Here is an 18,169-nt window from a genome sequence, read left to right as displayed (position 1 = left end):
GGAGGGGACGGGCGTGCTGACGGAGGAACAGGTGACGGCGCACGCGGACGAGGTGGTCGCCGACTGGCGGGCCCGCGCCGCGGCGACCGGGCCGGCCGACCGGGCCGCGGCGGAGGCCGGGGTGCGTCTGGCCTACCGGCGGGCGGGTCTCGCGGAGCCGGAGCGAGTGCTGTGGGCGCGCTCCCCGCGCGAAGGGGTCGCTCTGGTACGGGAGTTGACGGACGCGGGGCCGAGTGTGCGGGAGGCGGTGCGCAGCCGCCCGTGGGCGGCGGCACGCGCCCGGTTGCACGGGGAGCTGGGGCCGGCGGGCTGGTCGGCGCACTGGTCTGCGACCGGGGGCCGGCTGTGGGACACCACCGAGGCGCTCGTCGAGAGGATCCGCCGGGGCCTGCTGGACGACCTCGCCGGGGACGGTGACCGGCGGGAGGCGGCCGCGGTGCGGCTGGTCCTGCTGGACGCGGTGCTGGGTCAGCACGACGCGCCGTGGCTGGCGGCGTTCGCGACCGACTGTGCGCCCCTGGACGGGCTGGCGCTGGTCGCGCGCAACGCCGGCTGGTGGTGGCCGCTGGAGAGAGCCGCCGTCGTGTGCGAGCGGCCGGTCGCCCTGCACCGCGACGAGGCGGGGCGGCTCGATCACGGCGACGGTCCGGCGCTCGCCTTCGCGGACGGCTTCGCGCTGTACGCCTGGCGGGGCATGCCGGTCCCGGCCGCGTTCCTCGCGGAGCTGGCGGGGCTGACGCCCGAGCGGATCCGCACCGAGGAGAACGCCGAGCTGCGCCGGGTGATGCTGGAGTACTACGGCTACGAGCGCTATCTGGCCGACTCCGGGGCCCGTCCGCTGCACACGGACGCGACGGGCACCCTGTGGCGGATCGACCTGGACGGCGACGAGCCGGTGGTGATGGTCGAGGTGCTCAACTCCACGCCGGAGCCGGACGGCACGCGGCGCACGTACTGGCTGCGGGTGCCGCCGCAGACGCGCACCGCCCGTGAGGGAGTGGCCTGGACGTTCGGACTGCACCCGGACGTGTACGCGCCGGTGCGGGAGACGTGAGTTCCCGCGGTGCCGCGCGGGCGGCGGTCCGCGCGCATAGGGTCCGGTGAACGGGGGCAGATCCGGTGCGCACCCGGCAGCATCCGACGGGAAAGGCAGGGCACACACGTGAGCGACTCCGAGGAACGGCCGCCGGCGGCGGTGGTGTTCGACGCGCTGGGCGCGGACTACGAGAAGGCGTTCGCCGCCTCCCCCGCGCATCTGGCGTCCCTGGACTGGCTCCTGGGGCGTCTGGCGCCGGGCAGCCGCGTGCTGGACGTGGGCAGCGGCACCGGGCGGCCCACCGCCGCCGCGCTGGCCGCGGCCGGCCATGACGTGCTCGGTGTCGACGTCTCCCCCGTGATGGTCGCCCTCGCCGCGCGGCAGGTCCCCGGCGCCCGCTTCGAGGAGGCCGACGTGCGGGACCTGCCGCTGGAGGAGGCGTCGTTCGACGCGGTGTGCGTGTACTTCTCGCTGCTGCAGATGACCCGCGCCGAGCAGACCGATGTCGTCGGGAAACTGGCGCGGGCGGTGCGTCCCGGTGGCAGCATGGTGCTCGCCACGGTCCCGGCGGACGTGGAGGACGTCCCGATCGACTTCATGGGACAGCCGGTGCGCGCGACCAGCTTCGCCGCCGAGGACTTCGCCGCGCTGGCCCGCTCGGCGGGGCTCGGCGTGCTGGCCCGTCACGCCGTGGAGTTCACGCCCGCGCACGCCTCCGCCGCGCCCGAGCCGCATCTCTTCCTGTACTGCGCGCGAGCGCAGGACTGAGGGGGCCCGCGGTCCGTGGGCGGGTCAGGTCCCCTCGCCCTCCCGGTGGCGGGCCCACGCCGCCGTGCGCAGGTCCGCGTCGAGCAGGACGTCCGCCGCCGTGCACGCGAGCGCCTGGGCGGCGGCGGTCAGCACCGTGCGGGCCCGCGGTGAGGCGGCCGCCCGGGCGAACTCCGGGGTGTGGTCGGAGCCGTCCGCGTCCATGATCGCCACGAATGGGTGGATGGCGGGCACCTTGCCGCTGACGTTGCCGATGTCCGACGAACCCAGCTGCACGCCCGGCACCGGCGGGGTCAGGGTGATGCCGGCCCGCGAGACGTGTCCGGCGAACCGTTCCGAGAGGACCGCGCTGTCCCGGAAGTGGTCGTAGCGGACCGTGACCCGCTCCGTCTCCGCCCGGGTGCCCGTGGCCCGCGCGACACCCTCGGCGCATTCGCCCAACTGGGCCGTCAGTGCGTCCAGTTCGGCGGTCGTGGCCGCGCGCAGACCGAAGCGGCCCTCGGCGTAGTCGGGGACGATGTTGGTGGCGGTGCCGCCGTGCGTGACGATGCCCTGGACGTGGGAGGCCGGCGGCAGGCGCCGTCCGAGGGCGTACACCACGTTGAACAGCTCGACCAGCGCGGCCAGCGCGTCGATGCCCTCGGTCGGGTTGCCCGTGGGATGGGCGGCGCGGCCGTGGAAGCCGACGCGGTACTGCACCTGCGCGGTCAGCGGGGCACGCGCCCAGTCGTGGACCCCGGGGTGGAACATCAGTGCGGCGTCGACGTCGTCGAACACGCCGGCCTCCACCTCGACGGCCTTGCCCCCACCGCCCTCCTCGGCCGGGGTGCCGACCGCCAGCACGCTGCCGTGGGCGCCGCCGAGCACCGTGTGCAGGGCGAGGGCGGCGCCCAGGCCGGCGGCGGCGATCAGGTTGTGGCCGCAGGCGTGGCCGAGGCCGGGCAGCGCGTCGTACTCCAGCAGCAGGGCCACCGCGGGCCGGCCGCGGCCCGAGCGGGCGGTGAACGCGGTCGGCATGCCCGCCACCTCCCGTCGCACGGTGAGCCCGGCGCTCTCCAGCTCGCCGCTGAGCAGCGCGGCGGCCCGGTGCTCGGCGAAGGCGTACTCGGGGTCGGCGTGCAGGCGCAGGGCGACGTCCCACAGGGCGCCGGCCCGGCCGGCGACCTCGGCGCGCAGGGCGTCGTGGACGCCGTCCGGTGTCACAGTCACACGTCCTCCCGGGGGCAGCGGTCGTGCCGGCACGGGTTTCCAGGGCGCCCGGCGCCGACACCCCGGAGTTTCACCCGCCGTGGCGGTGCAACACGGTGGGTACGGCCGCCCGCGCGGCCGGCCGGCTCCCCGCCGGTGATCCGTGCGACCTGGAGGAACGATGGACCACTCACGTGCCCCTGTCCTGGAAGCGCTGCAGGAGTTCCGGCGCCGCGGCGACATCGCCTACGGCCCGCCGGGCCACAAGCAGGGCCGGGGCGCGGACCCTCGGGTGGCGGACGTCGTGGGGATGGACGTGTTCCGCTCGGACGTGCTGTCCCTCAACGGGCTGGACGACCGGCGGCAGTCGCAGGGCGTGCTCAGCCAGGCGCAGGAGCTGATGGCGGACGCGGTCGGCGCGCGCGAGGCGTTCTTCTCCACCTGCGGCAGCTCGCTGTCGGTGAAGACGGCGATGCTGGCCGTGGCCGGCCCCGGCGAGAAGCTGCTGATCTCGCGCAACGCGCACAAGTCGGTGGTGGCGGCCGTCGTCGTCAACGGGGTGGAGCCGATCTGGGTGCACCCGAAGTTCGACACCGAGCGGCATCTGGCCCATCCGCCGGAGCCCGACGACGTGCGCGCGAAGCTGCGCGAGCACCCGGCCGCCAAGGGGATGCTGCTGATCACCCCGACCGACTGGGGTTCGTGCGCCGACATCGCGGGCGTGGCCCGGGTGTGCCACGAGTTCGACGTGCCGCTCATCGTGGACGAGGCGTGGGGCGCGCATCTGCCGTTCCATCCCGAGCTGCCCGTGTGGGGCATGAACGCGGACGCCGACCTGGTCCTCACCAGCGTGCACAAGATGGGCGGGGCCATCGAGCAGAGCTCCGTCTTCCATCTGCAGTACGACCGGATCTCCAGCGAGGCGCTCAAGCAGCGGGAGGACCTGCTGGGCACCACCAGCGCCTCCTCCCTGGTGTACGCCACGCTGGACGGCTGGCGGCGCCAGATGGTCGAGCAGGGGCGGGAACTGCTGGGCACGGCCCTGGAGCGGGCCCGGCGGGTGCGGGCGGCGGCCGCCGGGCTGCCGGGGCTGCGGGTCATGGGCCCGGAGGTCGTCGAGGAGGGCCTGGCCGCCGACATCGACCCGCTGAAGATCGTGATCGACGTGCGCGGCCTCGGCATCAGCGGCATGCAGGCCACCGAGTGGCTGCGCACGAACCGGCACGTGGACATGGGCGGCTCCGACACCTTCCGGATCAGCGCCTCGATCACGCACGCCGACGACGACACCACCGAGCGCATCCTGGTGGAGGCGCTGGAGGCACTGGTGGAGAAGGCCGACACGATCGAACATCAGGCGTACGTGCGGCTGCCGGAGCCGTCGACGCTGGAGCTGGAGCAGGCGATGCTGCCGCGGGAGGCGTTCTTCGCGCCCGTCGAGCACGTGCCGGCCGAGCGTGCCGCGGGGCGGATCAGCGCCGAGATGATCAGCCCGTACCCGCCGGGCGTCCCGGTGATCGCGCCGGGCGAGGTGATCACCGACGAGGTGCTGGAGTACCTGCGCAGCGGTGTCGAGCACGGGGTGCTCATCCCGGACGCCGCCGACCCGACGGTGAAGACCCTGCGGGTGGTGGCCAGGACGTGATCCGTGTCGGGGACGGAGCCCCGGGTACTTGGACAGGCGTCACAGGGTGCGGCGACCGGGATCCCCGCGGGTCCGCGCGGACCCCGGCGCGCCGAAGGGAGAGGTGATGACACAGCACGGTGACGACCCGGCAGTCACCCGGCGGGCGGAGCGCCCGGGCCTGCACCTGGCGACGGTGCTGCCGCCGGAGGTCACGGGGAAGCGGGAGCTGCCGCGGGACCGCACCCAGGCCATCCTGGAGGCGGCCAAGCAGGTGGGGGCGCTGCTCAAGCAGAACGGCCACCGGTTCGCGCTGGCCGGCAGTGTCGCCGCGTACGCGCACGGCGCCGGCACCAACCTCCAGCACGACGCGGACTTCTGCGTCCGCCGGGAGGACGCCGAGGCGATCGCAGCGACCCTGCGGGAGGGCGGTCTGGAGGTGCTCGTCCCGCCGGAGGACTGGCTGCTGAAGACCGAGTGCTTCGGCCAGTCGGTCGACATCATCTTCGAGCTGGCGCACCGGCCCGTGAGCACCGAGATGCTCGACCGGGCCGAGGAGATGCCGGTGGAGTCGGTCGTGATGCCGGTGCTGTCGGCCACGGACCTCCTGTGCAGCCTGGTCTCGGCGTTCTCCGAGCACTACTGCGACTTCGGCGCGGTGCTGCCCGTGGCCCGCGCGCTGCGCGAGAAGGTCGACTGGCGGCGGGTGCGGGACGAGTGCGGCGCGGAGCCGATGCCGGCGGCCTTCCTGTTCCTCCTGGAACGCCTGAACGTGATCGCCCCGTCGAAGGAGCATCCATGAGCACCATGGACTACCGCGTCGCCCACCTGCGCGAACGCCTCGCCGAAGGGCCACTGGCCGAACTGGGCGTGCAGGTCGTCGTCCACGGGGAGTCGGTCCTGGTGACGGGTACCGTGCCGTCCGCGCACTGCCGTGACGAGGTCGCGCGTCTGGTGTCCGAGGCGCTGGACGGCCTGACCGTGCACTGCGACCTCGTCGTCGCCGAGGCCTCGTCCCCCGACCAGGCGGAGGAGCTGGCATGATCCGCATCGCAGCCGTCGGAGACATCCACATGGGCCCGGACAGCCAGGGAGTGCTGCGGCCCGCGTTCGAGACCCTGCCCGACTGCGCCGACGTCCTGCTGCTGGCCGGGGACCTGACCCGGCACGGCACACCGGAGGAGGCCCGCGTGGTGGCGCGGGAGATCGCGGATCTCGGGGTGCCGGTGGTGGCCGTGCTCGGCAACCACGACCACCACGACGAGCGGCCCGAGGAGGTCACCGCGATCCTGAAGGACGGCGGCGCGCGCGTCCTGGAGAGCGAGGAGACCGTGCTGGAGTGCCCGGCCGGCCGGATCGGCGTGGCCGGCACCAAGGGGTTCGGCGGGGGCTTCGCCGGGCGCAACGCCGGGGAGTTCGGCGAACCCCTGATGAAGGAGTTCGTCCGCTACTCCCGCCGCTGCGCCGATGGGCTGCGTGCGGCGCTGGAGCGGCTCGGCGGGCAGGACTGCGCCGCACGGATCGCGCTGACCCACTTCTCCCCCGTGCCGGACACGCTCGCGGGCGAGCCGCTGGAGATCTATCCCTTCCTCGGCAGCTATCTGCTCGCCGAGGCGATCGACGAGGCCGGGGCCGATCTGGCGGTGCACGGGCACGCGCACGCGGGCACCGAGCACGGCATGACGAGCGGCGGGGTGCGGGTGCGCAACGTGGCCCAGCCCGTGATCGGGCGGGCGTTCCACGTGTACCACCTGCCCGGCCTGGAGCGGGTGCCGGCCGCCGCGGGGGCGGAACAGGCGCGCTGACACCCGGGTGGGCCGGTGGACCTGGACACCGTCGCCGACGAGCTGTACGGGCTGCGGCCCGAGGACTTCACCGCCGCCCGCAACGCCCGCGCGGCCGAGGCCCGCAAGGCCGGGGACCGGGCGCTCGCCGGTGAGATCGCCCGGCTGCGCCGGCCGAGCCTGTCGGCGTGGGCGGGCAATCTGCTGGTGCGGGAACGGCCGGACGCGGTGGCGCCGCTGCTGGAACTCGGCGAGGGGCTGCGGCAGGCGCACCGCGAGCTGGACGGCGGCCAGTTGCGGGAGCTGACCCGCCGGCAGGGGTCGCTCGTCTCGGCCCTGGCCCGGCAGGCCCGGCAACTGGCCGCGGAGGCCGGGCATCCGATCGGCGACGACGCGCAGCGTGAGGTGGAGGCCACCCTGCACGCCGTGCTCGCCGACCCCGACGCGGCGCGCGAATGGGCCGCCGGACGGCTCGTCAAAGCCCTGGAGCAGCCCGTCGGCTTCCCCGCCGCGGGCGCCGGGGCCGTGCGCCGGGCGGCTCCGGCGGGCCCCCGGGACGCAACGGCGCACGGCCTCGGCCGCCGGGACGGCACGGCGCACAAGGAGCGGCGCCCGGACCGGGCGCGCGACAAGGCCGTCGAAGCGCGGGAGGCCGAGCGGCGCCGACGTGTCGCGCAGGCCCGCGAGGAGGCGGAGGCGGCGCGGCGGGAACTGGACGCGGCGCAGCGGGAGGCGACGGCCGCGGAGTCGGAGGCCGCCGACGCGGAGCGCCGCGCGGAAGAGCTGCGGCAGCGCGTCGCCGATCTGCGCGAGCGGCTGCGGGAGGCCGAGGCCGGCCATCGGGAGGCGCACACCGCGGAGAAGGACGCCCGCGAGCGAGCCCGGGCCGCGGACCGGCGCCTGCGGGACTCCCGCCGCCACGCGATGACGACGGCGACGAAGCTGGCGGAACTGGAAGGCACCGACGAGGACTGACGGCGCGGGACGGCCTCTCCCGGCGTGGGACGGCGTGGTCCGCCCGTCGTCGTGGCCGACACCGCCCGGTGCGGCCGGGCCGCGGGTGGACCAGTGCTCGCGGACGGCAGCCCCCGCAGCCCCGGACGCCGGCCGCGTCGCCGTACGGCCGTGGTCTTGCCCGCGGCGGGCGCGGGCGTTTCAATTCCCTCACCTCCCACAGGAGAACGCCTGATCCACACCCAGCGAAGGGGTTCTTCTTGACCGCGCTCCGCATCACCGCCCTCACCGCGGCGGCCTGCGCCACCGTGCTCGCCGTCGCGGTACCGTCCTCGGCGATCAACTCCTACAACGCCACGCCCGCGCCCGAACGCACCGAGGTCGGCGCGCTCGTCGCCACCTGGGACAACGACGACGACCCGAGCACCCCCGACCGCGTGGACTGGGTCTGCTCGGGCACGATGGTCGACGCCGACACCTTCCTCACCGCGGCGCACTGCACCACCGACTGGCCGGACGACGTGCGCTTCTACGTCTCCCTGGACCAGGACGTGCAGTCCGCCCTGGACGCCGCCGCGAAGAAGTACCCCGGCGACCCCGCCGCCCAGGCCCGCGCCGTGGGCGTGCAGGGCGTCGCGCACACTCACCCGGACTACCCGGGCCCGTCCTCCGACCCGCACGACATCGCCGTGATCCAGCTGCCCGCTGCGCAGGTCGCGGCGCGCTGGTCGTTCACGCCGGCCACCCTGCCCGCCGCCGGGCGGCTGGACACACTGGGACCGCAGGGGCTGAACTCCACGGACTGGTCCGTGGCCGGCTACGGCACCCAGGAGGCCGTCAACGGGCCCGGTGGCCAGACCCACCCGGGCGGCGGTGTCCGGATGAAGGCGCCGCTGTCCTTCGACGCCCTCAACAAGTCCTGGGTACGGCTGGCGATGACGGCGCCGCAGGGCAATGGCGGTGCCTGCTACGGCGATTCGGGCGGCCCGAACTTCGCGGTGCTGGGCGGGAAACCGGTCCTGGCGGCCACCACCATCACCGGTGACGGCCCCTGCTACGCCACGAACGTCGCGTACCGGCTGGACGCCCCCGGCGCCCGCGCCTTCCTGTCGCCCTTCGTGAAACTGCCGTAGGGCAACGGCGGCGGCCGGGCGCCGTGGGGCGCGCCCGGCCGCCGCCCGCCCAGGGCCCGGGTCACGGGGCCACCGGGCCAGGGGGTCGAGGGCCTGAAGAGCCCCGTCAGCCGATGTGGTAGCTGTCGCCGTAGACCTTCCAGTCCAGGGGCGGATCGAGGTTCAGGTTGCCCTGGCGCAGGAAGACGCGCTGCGCGGTGTCGACCCGGCTGGTGTCGCTGTGGGCCTCCTCCTGCTGCATGGCCCAGACGCGCGCGTCGAGGAACGCGTCCAGGTAGCGCACCTCGTCGCCGCCCTGCGCGGGCGGCTTGGCCTTGCGCAGGGCCCGCTTGCGGATGTTGCGGAAGCTGGTGGGGTCGTCGCCGTCGCCGTGCATGACGATGGCGTCGTAGTAGCAGAACTGGCCGAGGACGCGCAGGCCGTCGCTCTTGCCCTGGCGGACGGCCGGGTCGAAGTAGACCCGGTCGCGTTCGTCGTTCTGGGCCTGCTGGAAGACGCTGTCGCGGGCCGCCTTGCGCCAGTCGCGGGGGAAGTTCGGGTCCAGGCCGTCGTGCGAGTCGCTGCCGTCGACCCGGCGCAGGGCCGGCAGGTAGGGGGCGAGGACGTTGCCGGGCTTGCGGTCGGTGTACAGCTCGACGAGGTCGAGCATGTCGCCGGTGCCGGAGCAGAAGCCGATGATGCCCGCGGTGTAGCCGCGGCCGTCGCCGATGTCCTCGATGTACTGGTACTGCGCCTTCCAGTCGAGCGAGGAGTTCTCCGCGCTGGAGACGAGCTTCATGGCGATCTCCTTCTTCGCCGGGTCGTCGAGCCCGGTGGCGGCCGGGGCCGCGGTGGCCCGGGAGATGCCGAGGAAGGATGCTGCGGAAAGGGCGCCGGTCATGGCAAGGAGCGTACGCCTGCGCAGGGCGCGGTCGGAGTGGGGTTGCGTCACGGGGACTCCAAGTGAAGGTGGGGGGTGGGGAGTTGAGCCGTGGTGCCACTGACAGGAAGGTTTACTATCAGATCCGTTCGACCGTAACCCGGGGGCGGTGAAGTTCGTACGATCGAACAAAGCCATGATGTGCGCATGATCAACACGTCACGGCGAAGACTCCTCGCCGCCCTCGCGGCCTCCGCCGCCACCGTCCCGTTGTCCGCCCTGGCCGCGCCGGAGGCCCAGGCGGCCCCGGCCCCGGTCACGCCGGTCGACCCCTTCACCGCGCCCTCCGGGCTGGGCGGCGCCCAGTCGGCGGTGACCCTCCCGCCGCTGAACGCCTCGTACTTCACCCCGGTGACGCTGACCACTCCGCTCACCGCCACGGTGCTGTCCGGCACGCCCACCCGCACCGAGGTCACCTCCGGCGGCAAGCGCGTCGCGCTGCTCACCCACGGCGCCCGCACGGTCGTCCTGCCCGGCCCCACGCGGACCTTCGCGGAGAACAAGCGCCCGTTCGTCGACGACTTCCAGCGCACGCTGCCGGACACGACCCTGCCGGTGGACCAGCGGCAGTACTGGGGCCAGTCGCCCGGCGGCGGCAGCTGGTCGACGCTGGGGCCGGACGCGACCGACTACTCCGTCACCCCGGGCGCCGGGATCATCTCGCTGACCACCGACTTCGCCAGCCGGCACGCCACGGTGCGCGACGACGAGATCACCGACGTGGACGTGCGCTGCGTGGGCCGGTTCGACAAGGTGCCTGCCGGGCAGGCGTGTTCGTTCGCGCTGTCCTTCGGCTACCAGGACACCCACAACAACTACCGGGCCCGGCTGTCCTTCCTGACCACGGGCGCGGTCGAACTGCGCGTCGAGAAGGAGGTCGCCGACACCGTCACCCAGCTCGGCACGGCGGTGACCCTGGCGACCGGTGTCGCGGCCGGCACCGACTTCACCATCCGTGTGCGACGGGAGGGCGCGCGGATCCGCGCCAAGGCGTGGCGCTCGTCGGCGGCCGAGCCGTCGGCCTGGGCCTTCGACGTCACCGACGCCACGTTCGGCAAGGGCCGGGTCGGCCTGCGCGCGCTGGCCAACGACGGCTGCACCAACCTGCCGGTGAAGCTGTCGGTCAGCCGGTTCGAGGTGTCCGCGGCCACCTGGGAGACGCCGCCGAGCGTCACCCACGGCGACTGGGTGCGCGTGCTGCCGCAGCCGTTCGACGGCACCTGGACGGACGCGCTGGAGCAGACGATCCGCGGCTGGGCCGGCTCCACGGTTCCCGACGTGCTGGCCTACGCCGCCATGTTCCTCGGCGGCGCCCCGGCGGTCACCGCGGGCTCCGGCCCGGCCCAGGGCAAGCAGGTGCTCGGCGAGTCGGGCTACGGCTACCTGGACCCGCACGGGTACCGGTACGAGGGTGCCGACTTCCACGAGTACATGAACGTCGGCTGGACCTTCCCCGACGGGTCGTACACCGGTCCGTCCAGCAAGCAGGTCGGCAACCTCGACTGCTCCGGCTACACGCGCATGGTCTACGGCTACCACATGGGCGTGCCGCTCGCGCAGGGGCAGGACACCTCGGGGCAGCGCATCCCGCGCAACTCCCGGTACATCGTGGACTACGCGCCCGGCGTCGTCGTCGACCGCACCGACGGCACCAAGCCGCCCGCCGCGACCCAGATCCAGGCCGGCGACCTCGTGCTGTTCAACGCCGACTCCGGGGACGACAACCCGACGCCGACCGTGGACCACGTCGGCATCTACCTGGGCAAGGACGCGGCCGGCAAGCGCCGCTTCCTGTCCAGCCGCAAGACGGTGAACGGCCCGACGATGGGCGACCTCGGCGGGGCCTCCCTGCTCGACGGCACGGGCACGTACGCCACGTCGCTGCACACCGTGCGCCGCATCTGAGGCGACGGGGCGTGAGGTGACGTCCGGCCGGGCGTCACCTCACGCCCAACCGGCAGGAGCAGGCAGCCGCTTGCCGCCGGGACGGCGACGGCCGACCGGCCGGGGTGGGCCCGAGTCGACCGGCCGGGGCCGGCCCGGTGGTCGTCCCCGGCGGTCGTCCCCGTCCGCCGTCCGTGCGCCTCGCGGGCCCCGCGGCGTTCAGTCCCCCGTCCCCTCCTCGCCGGGCGGGGGCGAGGTCACCTTGGCGACCGCCGCCGCGAGCTGCTCCTGGACCGACTCGCTCAACGCGTCGCCGTCGACCGCCTCGACCAGGTCCCGGGCCAGGTGGTGAAGCTTGATGTTGGTGTTCTGGGACGCCAGGACCAGCACCGTCCAGGCGTCCTCCGCACTGAGCCCGAAGGACGCCATGAGGATGCCCCGGGCCAGGTCGATCACCGGCCGGGTCTGCATGGCGCGGCGCAGCTGGACGACCTCGACGCGCAGCTCGTCCAGGGTGGCCCCGTCCTCCTGGGCCGAGGACTTCCCCGCACCTCCGCCGGCGTCCGCCCCGACGGCGAACAGCGCGGCGGTCCCCGTCAGTTCCAGCAGGCGCAGGACCCCCGCCGATGCGGCACCGACGGTGAGCGTCTTCCCCTCGTCGAGTGCGCGGCGCCGGTGACTGAGGAGCACGTTGAGCGCCGAGCAGTCGCAGAAGGCGACCTGGGACAGATCCAGCTCGACGCCCCCGGTGGACCGGGTCAGGGCCGACCGCAGGGCACGGTCGAGCGACTCACCGGCGTCGAGGTCGAGTTCCCCCCGCACCGTGATCCGCACCTGCTCGCCGTCCGGGCGCACGTCGACGACCGGCAGGACCGGCCGGCGGCCGGGCGGCAACCCGGTCGTGACCGAACACCCGAGGCCGTTCCCGGCAGAGGACGACTCCTCGTACGCAGGCTCCGGCATGACCGCCTCCCCCGGTCAGTGATGACCGTCTCTCGCTCCAGACTCCCCCGTCCATCGCAACACGTCAAGCTATACATGAAATCGAGTTCGGGTTTTTGGTTACACGAACGATTGGCCGTACAATTGCCTCATGGAGGGAGTGCCTGAGTCGCATACCGGGTGGACGTTCCTGACCAACCACGCCCGGGTCCTGGCGGCCATCGCCGACAACCACAACGCCCGCATCCGTGACATCGCCGCCCACTGCCGGCTGACCGAACGCGCCGTGCAGAAGATCATCGCTGATCTCGAGCAGGACGGCTACCTCTCGCACACGCGTGAGGGCCGCGGCAACATCTACACCATCGAGCCCGGCAAGGTACTGCGCCACCCCGCCGAGGCCGGCCTCACCGTGGCCTCGCTGCTGTCCCTGCTCATCCAGGACGAGGCGCACCGCTCGGACGAGGCGCACCGCTCCCGGCTGACGAGCCCGGCGCAGCGCACGGAAGGCGGCTGACGCCGTCCCACGGTGCCCCCCGGCCCGCGGTGAGCCGGGGCGGCGCTGCGGCTGGCGTCCCGCCCTCCGCTCGGCGCATGGTGGAGGCATGATCTTCATCGCCGTACGATTCACCGTCCGCCCCGAGCACGCCGACTCCTGGCTGTCGCTGGTGGGCCCGTTCACCGAGGCCACCCGCGCGGAGCCGGGGAACCTGTTCTTCGACTGGTCGCGCAGCGTCGACGACCCGCACAAGTTCACGCTGCTGGAGGCGTTCGCCGACGAGGAGGCGGGCGCCGCGCACGTGCAGTCCGAGCACTTCGCGGCGGGGCTCGCCGCGATGGCCGACGCGATCGCCGAGACGCCGGAGATCATCAACGTGAACATTCCCGACCAGCACGGCTGGAGCGCGATGGCCGAGCTGTCACCGCGCGGCTGACCGCCCCGCACCCCTCCAATGCACGGCCATCTCGTGCCGGTCGCTCCCCGATGTGCCAGGTTCGTATCTGGCTGGAGGGAGAGTGCGCGGGATGGCCGACACGCCCCACGGCGGCCACGGCAGGCCGCCGACACGCGCGGAACGCTGGGCCGCGTTCCGGCACTCGCCGCTGCTTCCGGCCACCGTGCTGGCCCTCATCCTCGCGGCCGCCGCCGCACTGTTCGCGGGCTCGTACACCTACTCCATGGCCAACCCCACCCCGCACTCCATCCCGTCGGCGGTGGTCGGCTCCTCTCAGCAGGACCGGGGCCGTGCCTTCCTGGACGGCATGGAGGAGGCCCTGAACGCCTCCGTGAAGGTGCACACCTACGGCAGCGTGGCCGAGGCCCGGCACGCCCTCGACGAGCAGCGGGTCTTCGCGATCTTCGACGTGCGCGACGACGGGCGCAGGGTCGTGCTGGACGTCTCCGGCGCCTCGGGAGCCTCCGTCGCGCAGGTGCTGGCCGAGACGGCCCCGGCCGTGGGCCGGGCGACCGGGGTCGCCGTCACGATCCGGGACATCAAGCCGCTGCAGGCGGGCGACCCGCGGGGGCTCGCCATCTTCTACATCTCCCTGGCGGCCGTGATCATCGGCTTCGTCGGAGCGATCCAGCTGAGCGTGCACGCGCGGGCACTCGTCCCGCTGGAACGGATCGCGTTCACCGTCGGCTACGCGCTGCTCGGGGGCTTCACGATCGCCGCGACCGTGGACTGGCTGCTGGGCGCCCTCGATCTGCCGTTCGTGGAGTCATGGCTGATCCTGGCGTTGACGATGTTCACCAGCGGCATGGTCTTCACGATGTTCAACACGTTGATCGGGCGCTGGGCCATGCTGCCGACCTGGGGCCTGATGGTGCTGCTGGGCAACCCGTCCTCCGGCGGCGCGGTGTCCTGGGCGCTGCTGCCCTCCCCGCTCGGTGTCATCGGCCGGTGGCTGCCGCCGGGGGCCTCGGTCAGCGCCCAGCACACGGCCGTCTACTTCGCCCGGCACCAGCACGCGTTCCCGTTCCTGGTGCTCGCCGGATGGGCACTGCTGTCGTGCACGGTGTTCTGGATCTGGCGCCACCGGCACCCCGGCAGCCGGGAGCGCCGCCCGGCCCACGCCTCGCCATGACAGCCCGGCGCATGGCTGCGTCCACCACCGGGAACCCGACCGTTCCCTGCCCGCCCCGACACCCTGGAGAGTCACCATGAGTGTGCTGCGTCTTGTCGGCCGTCCCCTGCTCGCGTCCATGTTCGTCTCCGGCGGCCTGAACTCGGTGCGCTCCCCCGAGAAGGTCGCGCCCGCCGCGGAGCCCGTCGTCGGGCCGATCAAGGAGCGTGTGCCGCTGCTGCCCGAGCGCACCGAGCACGCCGTACGGATCAGCGGGGCCGTCCAGGTGGTGGGCGGTCTGATGCTGGCCACCGGCCGGATGCCCCGGCTGGCGGCGCTGGCGCTGGCGGGCACACTGGTGCCGACCACGCTCGCCGGTCACCGCTTCTGGGAGGCCGACGACCCGGCCCAGCGGGCCCAGCAGCGCATCCACTTCCTGAAGAACCTCTCCATGCTGGGCGGCCTGCTCATCACCGCCGACGACACCGGCGCCGCCCCGTCGCTGCTGTGGCGCGGCCGGCACGGCGCGCACGACGCGCGCCGCCAGGCCGAGCTGGTGCGGCGCACGGCACGTGCCACGGCCCACCCGGCGGCGGCCGCGGGCGCGTTGCGCGCGAAAGTGCGCTGACGGTCGGCGGGACCACAGCGTCGGGGGCGGCGGACGCGTCAGGCCGGAAGAGGAGCTGGAAACCGGCTCGGCCGGAACAGGGTGACACCGTCGCCGCCCCGCGCGATGATCGAGCCGATGACGAACGAGAGCGTGATCGTGAACGGCGTCCGGCTCGCCTACGAGGTGACCGGGCCCGCGCAGGGACCGCCCGTCGTGCTGCTGCACGCGCTCGGCGAGGACGCGGGAAGCTGGCGGGAGGTGGCACGTCGGCTCGCCCGCGAACGGCGGGTGTACGCCGTCGAGTTGCGGGGCCACGGCCGCAGCGCCTGGCCCGGGACCTACTCGCTGGAGCTGCTGGCGTCCGACGTGCTCGGTGTGCTGGACGCGCTGGGGCTCGCCGTCGTGGACCTGGTGGGGCACTCGCTGGGCGGCGTGGTCGCCTATCTGCTGGCGCAGGACCATCCGCACCGGGTGGCACGGCTGGTGCTGGAGGACGTGCCGGTCCCCCGGCCCCGCGAGCCGGTGCCACCGGTCCGCCCGGAGGGCGAACTCGGCTTCGACTGGGCCGTGGTGACGTCCCTGCGGCCGCAGCTCGACACACCCGACCCGGCCTGGCGCGAGCGGCTCGGCCGGATCACGGCCGAGACCCTCGTGGTGGCCGGCGGACCGGCCAGTCACATCTCCCAGGACGGCGTCGCAGAGCTCGCCCGGCGCATCCCGGGCGCCCGGCTCGTCACCCTCCCCGTCGGGCACATGATCCACGACGAGGCGCCGGAGGAGTTCACCCGGACCGTCGTGCGGTTCCTGTCGGGCGGCTGAGCACTCGGCCCGGGCAACGGATGGCCCTCACTCCAGAGTGACCGTCACCTCGCCCGTGCCGGTCGCGCTCGCCCCGCCCGCCACCCGTACCGTGAACGGGCGGTCGGTGCCGTGCGCGGTGACACGCAGACGGTCGCCGTCGCGCCGTACGGCGAAGCCGGCCGCCGGGGTCCCGGCTGGGTCGGGCACGGTGACCTCGGCCCGGTACGCCGGGTCGGCGGTGGGGTGGACGAGCAGGGTCGGCGTGTCCAGCCAGTCGCCGTCGGGCCGGCTGTCGTCGGACGCCAGCGGCAGTACGGCGCCCTCACGGACGTACAGCGGCAGGCTGTCGTAGCCGTGACGCTCGGTGCGCCAGGCCGGGCCGGTGACCCGCTCGCCGGTCAGCAGATGGGTCCAGGTGCCCGCGGGCAGGTAGACCTCCACCTCGCCGTCCTCCGTGAACACCGGGGCGACCAGCAGGTCGGGACCCAGCAGGTACTGGCGGTCCAGCGTGCGGCACGCCGGGTCGTGCGGGAACTCCAGCAGCATCGGGCGCATCACCGGCACGCCGGTGCGGTGCGCCTCGGCCGCCACGCCGAACAGGTACGGCATCAGGCGGTACTTGAGCAGCGTGAAGCGCCGGGCGACCTCGACGGCCTCCTCACCGAACTCCCACGGCACCCGGTAGGAGTCCGAGCCGTGCAGCCGGCTGTGCGAGGACAGCAGGCCGAAGGCGAGCCAGCGTTTGAAGACGGCCGGGTCGGGGGTGCCCTCGAAACCGCCGATGTCGTGGCTCCAGAAGCCGAAACCGCTCAGCGACAGGGACAGGCCGCCGCGCAGCGACTCCGCCATGGCCTCGAAGGAGGACCAGCAGTCGCCTCCCCAGTGCACCGGGTACTGCTGGCCGCCGGCGGTCGCGGAGCGGGCGAAGACGACGGCCTCGCCCTGGCCGCGCTCCTTCTCCAGCAGTTCGAAGACGGTCCGGTTGTACAGGTGCGTGTAGTAGTTGTGCATGCGCTGCGGGTCGGAGCCGTCGTGCCAGACCACGTCGGTGGGGACGCGCTCGCCGAAGTCGGTCTTGAAGCAGTCCACGCCCTGGTCGAGCAGCACCTTGAGCTTGGCCTGGAACCAGGCGCGGGCGTGAGGGCTGGTGAAGTCGACCAGGCCCATGCCGGCCTGCCACAGGTCCCACTGCCACACGTCGCCGTTGGGCCGGCGCACCAGGTGGCCCAGCTCGGCCGCCTCCTCAAAGAGGGGCGACTTCTGCGCGATGTAGGGGTTGATCCAGGCGCTGACCCTCAGCCCCTTGGCCTTGAGCCGCGCCAGCATGCCCTCGGGGTCGGGGAAGACGTCCGGGTCCCACACGAAGTCGCACCACTGGTACGCGCGCATCCAGAAGCAGTCGAAGTGGAACACCGACAGCGGGATGCCCCGCTCGGCCATGCCGTCGACGAAGGACATCACGGTCGCCTCGTCGTAGTCGGTGGTGAAGGACGTGGTCAGCCACAGCCCGAAGGACCAGGCGGGCGGCAGGGCGGGGCGGCCGGTGAGGGCCGTGTAGCGGGTCAGGACGTCCTTGGGGGTGGGGCCGGCGACGACGTAGTACTCGATCGTCTGGTCCTCGACGCTGAACTGCACCTGCCCGACCGACTCCGAGCCGACCTCGAAGGAGACCGCGCCGGGGTGGTTGACGAAGACGCCGTAGCCGCGCGAGGAGAGGTAGAACGGGATGTTCTTGTACGCCTGTTCGCTGCTGGTGCCGCCGTCGGCCTGCCAGATGTCAACGACCTGGCCGTTCTTCACGAACGGCGTGAAGCGCTCGCCGAGGCCGTAGATCTGCTCGCCGACGCCGAGGGCGAGCTGGGCGAGGACGTGGTGGGCGGCGTCGTCGGTGGTGGCGAACGCGGTGCCCTTGCGTCCGGCGCGGGTCAGCTCCCGGCCGTCGGCGTCGTGGAAGGTCAGCGTCCAGGGGGCGTCCCGGTCCAGGCGCACGGTGAGGGGGCCGCTGGTCAGCTCGGTGACCGTGCCGTCGACGCGCACGCGGCCCGCGCCGCCGGGGTCACCGGCCAGGGCGAAGTCGGGGCCCGGGGCGCGCCGGCCCGCGTGGTGGGTGACGCGCACGCCGATGACGCCCTCGGCCGGTGAGAAGCAGTCGACCGTGAGGAGCGGCGCGTTGAGCGTGGCCCCTCTCCGCGTCACCTTCTGCACGGCAGCATAGGCGGTGAAGCGCTTCGATTCCAGGCGCACGTCGCGGACATCGGTGGCGTAGTCGATGCGGACGCCGTCGCGGATGCGCCAGAAGCCGTCGGTGAACTTCATGGTCTTCCTCAGGGGGAGAGGGGCTGGTCGGCGGGCCCGCGCGGAGCGTCGCCCGAGGGTTGGGATCGTACCCAAGACCCCGGGAATGTGGAGGTCTCACCTCGGTTCGTGAGCGGACGACCACGGAAGAGGGTCTGGCGCCG

General features: G+C 73.6%; 18 protein-coding genes. 14 read left to right on the top strand and 4 right to left on the bottom strand.

The window, feature by feature from the left end; all coding sequences use genetic code 11:
* Positions 1 to 13 precede the first annotated feature (13 nt).
* Both ACF1AL_RS21630 and ACF1AL_RS21625 read left to right on the top strand, forming a co-directional pair.
* Positions 14 to 1,054: a DUF6745 domain-containing protein gene (locus ACF1AL_RS21630; RefSeq protein WP_391826945.1), complete on the top strand. Its 1,041-nt coding sequence runs from the start codon at positions 14 to 16 to the stop codon at positions 1,052 to 1,054.
* Between the two features lie 108 nt (positions 1,055 to 1,162).
* Positions 1,163 to 1,804, top strand: a complete 642-nt coding sequence (locus ACF1AL_RS21625) for a class I SAM-dependent methyltransferase (protein WP_391706088.1) — start codon at positions 1,163 to 1,165, stop codon at positions 1,802 to 1,804.
* Between the two features lie 24 nt (positions 1,805 to 1,828).
* Here the strand turns inward: ACF1AL_RS21625 and ACF1AL_RS21620 are convergent, their stop codons facing one another.
* Positions 1,829 to 3,013, bottom strand: coding sequence for an amidohydrolase (locus ACF1AL_RS21620; RefSeq protein WP_391826943.1), 1,185 nt, complete (start codon positions 3,011 to 3,013; stop codon positions 1,829 to 1,831).
* Positions 3,014 to 3,173: 160 nt separating this feature from the next.
* On the opposite strand from ACF1AL_RS21620, the gene ACF1AL_RS21615 reads away from it, so the two are divergent.
* The 6 genes from ACF1AL_RS21615 to ACF1AL_RS21590 all read left to right on the top strand — a co-directional run bounded on the left by ACF1AL_RS21615 (position 3,174) and on the right by ACF1AL_RS21590 (position 8,487).
* Positions 3,174 to 4,637 carry an aminotransferase class I/II-fold pyridoxal phosphate-dependent enzyme gene (locus ACF1AL_RS21615; protein ID WP_391826941.1) on the top strand — a complete coding sequence of 488 codons (1,464 nt, stop codon included), beginning with the start codon at positions 3,174 to 3,176 and terminating at the stop codon, positions 4,635 to 4,637.
* A 106-nt stretch (positions 4,638 to 4,743) separates the two neighbouring features.
* On the top strand, positions 4,744 to 5,418 hold the full coding sequence (locus ACF1AL_RS21610) for a hypothetical protein (protein ID WP_391826939.1): 675 nt from the start codon (positions 4,744 to 4,746) through the stop codon (positions 5,416 to 5,418).
* Positions 5,415 to 5,660: a BON domain-containing protein gene (locus ACF1AL_RS21605; RefSeq protein WP_366842165.1), complete on the top strand. Its 246-nt coding sequence runs from the start codon at positions 5,415 to 5,417 to the stop codon at positions 5,658 to 5,660. The genes ACF1AL_RS21610 and ACF1AL_RS21605 overlap by 4 nt, the downstream gene beginning before the upstream one ends.
* Entirely contained in the window at positions 5,657 to 6,421 is a 765-nt protein-coding gene (locus ACF1AL_RS21600; RefSeq protein WP_391826937.1) for a metallophosphoesterase, read from the top strand. The genes ACF1AL_RS21605 and ACF1AL_RS21600 overlap by 4 nt, the downstream gene beginning before the upstream one ends.
* Before the next feature lie 15 nt (positions 6,422 to 6,436).
* Positions 6,437 to 7,375 (top strand): hypothetical protein, encoded by a 939-nt coding sequence (locus tag ACF1AL_RS21595; RefSeq protein ID WP_391826935.1) that lies wholly within the window; start codon positions 6,437 to 6,439, stop codon positions 7,373 to 7,375.
* A 239-nt stretch (positions 7,376 to 7,614) separates the two neighbouring features.
* A complete protein-coding gene (locus tag ACF1AL_RS21590; RefSeq protein ID WP_391826933.1) occupies positions 7,615 to 8,487 on the top strand; it encodes a trypsin-like serine protease in 873 nt (290 codons plus the stop codon).
* Between the two features lie 106 nt (positions 8,488 to 8,593).
* Here ACF1AL_RS21590 and ACF1AL_RS21585 read toward each other — a convergent pair whose 3' ends face one another.
* A complete protein-coding gene (locus ACF1AL_RS21585) occupies positions 8,594 to 9,367 on the bottom strand; it encodes a chitosanase (protein WP_366842073.1) in 774 nt (257 codons plus the stop codon).
* Positions 9,368 to 9,553: 186 nt separating this feature from the next.
* Between ACF1AL_RS21585 and ACF1AL_RS21580 the strand changes: the two genes are divergently transcribed.
* Positions 9,554 to 11,311 (top strand): NlpC/P60 family protein, encoded by a 1,758-nt coding sequence (locus ACF1AL_RS21580; RefSeq protein ID WP_391706107.1) that lies wholly within the window; start codon positions 9,554 to 9,556, stop codon positions 11,309 to 11,311.
* Positions 11,312 to 11,509: 198 nt separating this feature from the next.
* Here the strand turns inward: ACF1AL_RS21580 and ACF1AL_RS21575 are convergent, their stop codons facing one another.
* A complete protein-coding gene (locus ACF1AL_RS21575) occupies positions 11,510 to 12,253 on the bottom strand; it encodes an ANTAR domain-containing protein (RefSeq protein WP_391826931.1) in 744 nt (247 codons plus the stop codon).
* A 130-nt stretch (positions 12,254 to 12,383) separates the two neighbouring features.
* Here ACF1AL_RS21575 and ACF1AL_RS21570 point away from each other — a divergent pair, with 130 nt between their 5' ends.
* The 5 genes from ACF1AL_RS21570 to ACF1AL_RS21550 all read left to right on the top strand — a co-directional run bounded on the left by ACF1AL_RS21570 (position 12,384) and on the right by ACF1AL_RS21550 (position 15,728).
* A complete protein-coding gene (locus ACF1AL_RS21570; protein WP_391826929.1) occupies positions 12,384 to 12,749 on the top strand; it encodes a helix-turn-helix transcriptional regulator in 366 nt (121 codons plus the stop codon).
* 88 nt (positions 12,750 to 12,837) lie between these two features.
* Positions 12,838 to 13,167, top strand: coding sequence for a putative quinol monooxygenase (locus ACF1AL_RS21565; protein WP_391658532.1), 330 nt, complete (start codon positions 12,838 to 12,840; stop codon positions 13,165 to 13,167).
* Positions 13,168 to 13,258: 91 nt separating this feature from the next.
* Positions 13,259 to 14,320, top strand: a complete 1,062-nt coding sequence (locus ACF1AL_RS21560) for an ABC transporter permease (protein ID WP_391826927.1) — start codon at positions 13,259 to 13,261, stop codon at positions 14,318 to 14,320.
* A gap of 76 nt (positions 14,321 to 14,396) precedes the next feature.
* A complete protein-coding gene (locus ACF1AL_RS21555) occupies positions 14,397 to 14,927 on the top strand; it encodes a DoxX family protein (RefSeq protein ID WP_391826925.1) in 531 nt (176 codons plus the stop codon).
* Positions 14,928 to 15,044: 117 nt separating this feature from the next.
* Positions 15,045 to 15,728, top strand: a complete 684-nt coding sequence (locus ACF1AL_RS21550) for an alpha/beta fold hydrolase (RefSeq protein WP_391706113.1) — start codon at positions 15,045 to 15,047, stop codon at positions 15,726 to 15,728.
* 27 nt (positions 15,729 to 15,755) lie between these two features.
* Here ACF1AL_RS21550 and yicI read toward each other — a convergent pair whose 3' ends face one another.
* Complete coding sequence (yicI, locus tag ACF1AL_RS21545; RefSeq protein ID WP_391826923.1) at positions 15,756 to 18,026, bottom strand: alpha-xylosidase; 2,271 nt, start codon at positions 18,024 to 18,026, stop codon at positions 15,756 to 15,758.
* Positions 18,027 to 18,169 lie beyond the last annotated feature (143 nt).

The sequence above is a fragment of the Streptomyces sp. NPDC014801 genome, from assembly GCF_043082085.1.
Lineage (GTDB): Bacteria > Actinomycetota > Actinomycetes > Streptomycetales > Streptomycetaceae > Streptomyces.
The sequence above is the reverse complement of the archived record's forward strand: the minus strand, read 5'-3'. Positions and strand labels throughout refer to the sequence as shown.

Excerpts from the sequence above, each read along its gene's own strand:
- ACF1AL_RS21605 (WP_366842165.1), top strand. The coding sequence starts at position 5,415 with ATGAGCACCATGGACTACCGCGTCGCCCACCTGCGCGAACGCCTCGCC.
- ACF1AL_RS21550 (WP_391706113.1), top strand. The coding sequence starts at position 15,045 with ATGACGAACGAGAGCGTGATCGTGAACGGCGTCCGGCTCGCCTACGAG.
- ACF1AL_RS21615 (WP_391826941.1), top strand. The coding sequence starts at position 3,174 with ATGGACCACTCACGTGCCCCTGTCCTGGAAGCGCTGCAGGAGTTCCGG.
- ACF1AL_RS21575 (WP_391826931.1), bottom strand. The coding sequence starts at position 12,253 with ATGCCGGAGCCTGCGTACGAGGAGTCGTCCTCTGCCGGGAACGGCCTC.
- ACF1AL_RS21585 (WP_366842073.1), bottom strand. The coding sequence starts at position 9,367 with ATGACCGGCGCCCTTTCCGCAGCATCCTTCCTCGGCATCTCCCGGGCC.
- ACF1AL_RS21555 (WP_391826925.1), top strand. The coding sequence starts at position 14,397 with ATGAGTGTGCTGCGTCTTGTCGGCCGTCCCCTGCTCGCGTCCATGTTC.
- ACF1AL_RS21580 (WP_391706107.1), top strand. The coding sequence starts at position 9,554 with ATGATCAACACGTCACGGCGAAGACTCCTCGCCGCCCTCGCGGCCTCC.
- ACF1AL_RS21560 (WP_391826927.1), top strand. The coding sequence starts at position 13,259 with ATGGCCGACACGCCCCACGGCGGCCACGGCAGGCCGCCGACACGCGCG.
- ACF1AL_RS21610 (WP_391826939.1), top strand. The coding sequence starts at position 4,744 with ATGACACAGCACGGTGACGACCCGGCAGTCACCCGGCGGGCGGAGCGC.
- yicI (WP_391826923.1), bottom strand. The coding sequence starts at position 18,026 with ATGAAGTTCACCGACGGCTTCTGGCGCATCCGCGACGGCGTCCGCATC.
- ACF1AL_RS21600 (WP_391826937.1), top strand. The coding sequence starts at position 5,657 with ATGATCCGCATCGCAGCCGTCGGAGACATCCACATGGGCCCGGACAGC.
- ACF1AL_RS21565 (WP_391658532.1), top strand. The coding sequence starts at position 12,838 with ATGATCTTCATCGCCGTACGATTCACCGTCCGCCCCGAGCACGCCGAC.
- ACF1AL_RS21570 (WP_391826929.1), top strand. The coding sequence starts at position 12,384 with ATGGAGGGAGTGCCTGAGTCGCATACCGGGTGGACGTTCCTGACCAAC.